We start from the raw sequence: 2,354 nt of genomic DNA on the forward strand, positions 1-2,354 counted from the left end.
TCTATGTACTCGAAGATCGTGTGGCGCATCTGGTCTCTCGTCATAATCGGCTCATTTTGGATTGCTTCAACTTTCATAGAATGGAAGAAGCTCTCAACACAAGCATTGTCCCAGCAATTTCCTTTCCTACTCATACTTTGTTTTAGATTATAAGCAGTTATGAGATCTCGATAATCTTTTGAGCAGTACTGACTACCTCGATCACTATGAACGATAACCTGCTCGGGGAATCCGCGACGGAACAACGCCATTGATAGCGCATCACAGACCAGCGTAGCCGTCATTCTGGTATCCATAGACCATCCAATTACTTGTCTTGAGTAAAGGTCAATAATTACCGCCAAGTACAGCCAGCCTTCGCTTGTCGCTATATAGGTGATGTCTCCAGCCCATTTTTCATTCGGAGCAGATGCGCTAAAATTCTGAGCCAACAGGTTTGGAGCAACAGGCATTTGATGCTTGCTGTCCGTAGTGCACTTAAACTTGCGTGCAGCTTTCTGCGTTAAATCTTGACGCTTCATACTGGCAGCAATGGTTTTAACATTGTAGCGTTCACCGTTCTCAGACAGTTCTTTTTGGATACGCCTTGAGCCATCTCGGCCTTTGCTGTTGTCGAAAGCTTCTTTAACTTTTGTATCAAGCTGTTGGCGAATAGCCTCACGTTGGATGGCGTTGTGCCGATGCTTAATCCAGTAATAAAACCCCCGAACACCTTAGCCATACGCACTATACTGAAGCACAGCAGGTGTTCGAGCATAAACTCGTAGCAATCTACTTTAGATTCTTCGCGAAGTAGGTGGCGGCCTTTTTTACAATTTCTAGCTCTTCAGCTTGCTCAGCCAACTGCCTTTTGAGCTTGGCAACCTCTGCGGTTAGCTCTTGCTCTCGCTGACTAGTACTGGTGTCTTTCTTCGAGTTCTTCCGCCACCCGTAGATTTGAGATTCGTGTAAAGAAAGCTGTCTTGCTGTCGCAGCTACTCCCACTTTATCTGCTAACTTCAGGGCTTCTGCTTTAAATTCAGGGGAATGTTTAATTCTAGTTTTCTTAGTTGTCATTGTTCACCTCGTTAGTGATTGTACTCACTTAACTCAGTGTCCAAAACTGCTGGGGCGGATCACAGCAATCGTGAACCAGTTTTCTAAATCGTTAGGGTCATAAGCGACCGTGTTCTCAAGCGCGATTTGGTTTGATGTGTTTCGCTCGCGTTGGCGCATGACGGAAAAGTCAGAGCAATAGACTTGCTTAGCACGTTGCACAAGCGACAAGTCACGAGCGACCTGCTCAACGATGTATGCGTATTTTTTGCGCAACTGTCTACGCAAGAAAATCTCATCACAAACGCGATTAACCAAAGAAAAAAGTTCACCTTTTTTTCCCCTTTTCTTTGATTAATTCATCACGGAACGAAAGGCCCAGAGAGGCCAAAAGTTGGCAAGCCTTGGCGAATTGCTCAGGCTCAGGCAAAGAAAGAATTTGCTTTTTAAATGCGCGAGATTTAGCGGATGCCAAATCTTTTATTTCATCGTCAGACATGGCCGCGCTGTGGCCGTTAATCAGTAGTCGGTCATTGGCGGCTTGAACTTGAATCATGGCCTCATTGAACGATTTGTTGTCACAGGTATCTAAAAATGAGCGCGTCATGTGGCGACTAAAATCACCGTGACGAAAAGTAGAGCGGTACAAGTCCTCGCGCCAGTTGGTAAGCGTGTTGATTTTTGAAAGGTCGTAACGCTTAGGAAGTTTGAAATCCTCCATGAACTGGGCAAAAGACGAAAGGCGAGGTTTGGAAATAAATTTAGGAGCAGATACGAAACGCTTAGGCTCAATCGGCAAGCGTGGTTCGGAGAAATGGCGAACAGGCTCAAGAGCTGGCGTGTATAAATGCTCCATGCTCATAACTAGCAAACCTCGTATGAAATTTGAGCTAGAGGAAATTCACGCTTAACTTGATGCAAAACAGAGTTAGCAGTAACAAGAGGAAGCTTAACGGCGTTAAGGCGACATGGAGTGATAGCAAAACGATTGGAGCCATAAGAGCCGTTTGAAGAAAGAAAGTGATTTGAAGTTAACTGAATAATCACAAACGGATTCATTGAGTTTGATAACTTAGCTTTCTTAACTAAAATTGCCATGATTAACGAGCCTCAATTTTTGCGTTAACAGCATGAATAAGGCGGCGTGTCATTTCGCAGTCAGCTAAGGCGCGGTGAGTGCTAAGGTCTGAAACGTCAACACCTTGCTGATTGCAAGCATTGGTTAGAGATTGCCAGCGGTAACCGCCATTAACAGTGTCAGGATGACGCCAAAAATCAGCGTACCAAGTCATTGCGCAGTTAGTGCCGTCATGAAGAAG

3 protein-coding genes and 2 pseudogenes are annotated in these 2,354 nt (G+C 44.9%); all 5 read right to left on the reverse strand.

Translation table 11 applies throughout. The features are described from left to right. A pseudogene (locus PL85_RS17845) lies at positions 1 to 1,056 on the reverse strand (IS3 family transposase); the annotation flags it as partial. Between the two features lie 33 nt (positions 1,057 to 1,089). Beyond that, complete coding sequence (locus PL85_RS17850) at positions 1,090 to 1,323, reverse strand: hypothetical protein (RefSeq protein WP_159049404.1); 234 nt, start codon at positions 1,321 to 1,323, stop codon at positions 1,090 to 1,092. 40 nt (positions 1,324 to 1,363) lie between these two features. Next, the gene (locus PL85_RS17855; protein WP_038148555.1) at positions 1,364 to 1,897 is read right to left on the reverse strand and encodes a hypothetical protein; all 534 of its coding nucleotides are present in this window, start codon (positions 1,895 to 1,897) and stop codon (positions 1,364 to 1,366) included. A gap of 2 nt (positions 1,898 to 1,899) precedes the next feature. Further along, positions 1,900 to 2,133: a hypothetical protein gene (locus PL85_RS17860; protein WP_013867777.1), complete on the reverse strand. Its 234-nt coding sequence runs from the start codon at positions 2,131 to 2,133 to the stop codon at positions 1,900 to 1,902. A gap of 2 nt (positions 2,134 to 2,135) precedes the next feature. Then, a pseudogene (locus tag PL85_RS17865) lies at positions 2,136 to 2,354 on the reverse strand (3'-5' exonuclease); the annotation flags it as partial.

The organism is Vibrio anguillarum, assembly GCF_001989995.2.
In the GTDB taxonomy this organism is placed as follows: domain Bacteria; phylum Pseudomonadota; class Gammaproteobacteria; order Enterobacterales; family Vibrionaceae; genus Vibrio; species Vibrio anguillarum.

What these genes read in the sequence shown, in the direction of transcription:
- PL85_RS17855 (WP_038148555.1), bottom strand. Translation starts at nt 1,897, where the DNA reads ATGAGCATGGAGCATTTATACACGCCAGCTCTTGAGCCTGTTCGCCAT.
- PL85_RS17860 (WP_013867777.1), bottom strand. Translation starts at nt 2,133, where the DNA reads ATGGCAATTTTAGTTAAGAAAGCTAAGTTATCAAACTCAATGAATCCG.